Raw genomic sequence first — 1,365 nt, 5'->3', positions numbered from 1 at the left:
CCCGCGATCAGGCCGCACGACGCGGGCATGGGATCTAGCCCCAAAGTACGCCAATGACGACGAGAAGAAAGGCGAACCCGAGAAGAAACGAGTAGAGCTTCAGATAGTTCTTGTCGATCCGGACAACGATTACCTCGCGCGCCAAAGGCGGTCCAAGAACCTGCTGTTCACGCACTGTCTCACGGTAAGTCTCAATGAAGGGAACTTTTGACGAGTGGAGCCTCTCATTCTCCTCGTCTAATCTCCGCCTCGGGCCCATCGTCTCCCTCCCCCACTGCTACCGAACCAAACGACCTCTTATCTCGATTTACATTCGGCCTTCCAACACAACCCCTGGTGACCGTCGATAGAAAGGCTTCGTCGCTCATTCGATACAATTCTTGTCAATCCCCGACCGGATACACTTCGGCAATCGCTTTCCTGAGAAAAGTTTTCTCCTTGGAACACACGTTGGCGACGGCAATGGCAATGTTGCCAGCGTCTTCATCGGGAAGCCGGGAGGCGAATTCGGCACCTACCGCCTTGCCACACTCCATGAAGCTTTCGACAAAAGGCTGCACGTGAGCGATCAAGGCATCGTTAGGGGCGGCCTAAGCGGATTGACATAACGACATTGCCAATGTTTGAGCGGCGAGATTCGTGCAGACGGCCGAGACCGTGCACAGCATTGCCAGAAACGATTTCATGCTGTCCCCAAATACCCCAAGAATCCCGCATACCCGCAGATGCCAGTCGATTGAAGTTTTGCCTCATCCAATTGTGCAACAGCCTGCCTTTCGCGCTACTTGCCTGATGCGACTCTCTCCGCGGTCGTCGGCAACTAACTACGTGCCAGCAACCTCGACCTCGGCGGTCTAGCGCATTCCTGTTGCAGCAAATATGGACGCAACAACGAAGACGCTTAAAGGGCTGCCCATCGGTGCCGTGACAGGATTACACAGGAGGACAAAGCGCTTATGCAGAATTGGCGTCGCTTTCGCCCGCCTGATTTTCGGCGAAAAGGGCGGCGTACATCGACTTCAAGAAGGGATCGATGAGCTGCTGGACCGGCTCGTATTCGTCGGGCTGAAGCAAATGGTACGGATCGTTCAGTTCGATCACGTTGTCAAAGTGCTCCTCTGTCTTCGTCTCGATCCCCAAGACAATCTGCGCATCCTTTGGCAGATCGTTCGCGATGAACTGGATGATCTTCGGCAGATTCGTCGCATCCTGCCCCTGCTGTTGCGGCGCGTCGATAACCAATGGCACGGAGAATGAGCCGTGTGTGCCGAGAGACGTACGCCAAAGGGCGGCATAGTAGGCCAAGAGCGAACGCGGTCCTCCGCTGCCTGATACGTCCGGCCGGCTCGTGAGCCGCGTCCCGTT

General features: G+C 55.8%; 3 protein-coding genes. 1 reads left to right on the top strand and 2 read right to left on the bottom strand.

Annotated features, from left to right (window positions below; genetic code table 11):
• Positions 1-211, top strand: a 211-nt coding sequence (locus EN780_RS39850) for a hypothetical protein (RefSeq protein ID WP_210215078.1), incomplete at its 5' end; no start/stop codon positions are given.
• Between the two features lie 172 nt (positions 212-383).
• Here the strand turns inward: EN780_RS39850 and EN780_RS34275 are convergent.
• Both EN780_RS34275 and EN780_RS34270 read right to left on the bottom strand, forming a co-directional pair.
• A complete protein-coding gene (locus tag EN780_RS34275; RefSeq protein WP_128276462.1) occupies positions 384-572 on the bottom strand; it encodes a hypothetical protein in 189 nt (62 codons plus the stop codon).
• Between the two features lie 382 nt (positions 573-954).
• A partial coding sequence (locus EN780_RS34270) for a hypothetical protein (RefSeq protein ID WP_210215077.1) occupies positions 955-1,365 on the bottom strand: 411 nt, incomplete at its 5' end.

The sequence above is a fragment of the Mesorhizobium sp. M4B.F.Ca.ET.089.01.1.1 genome (genome assembly GCF_004022605.1).
GTDB classification, from domain to species: Bacteria; Pseudomonadota; Alphaproteobacteria; order Rhizobiales; family Rhizobiaceae; genus Mesorhizobium; species Mesorhizobium abyssinicae.
This window is presented reverse-complemented; position numbering and strand designations above follow the sequence as displayed.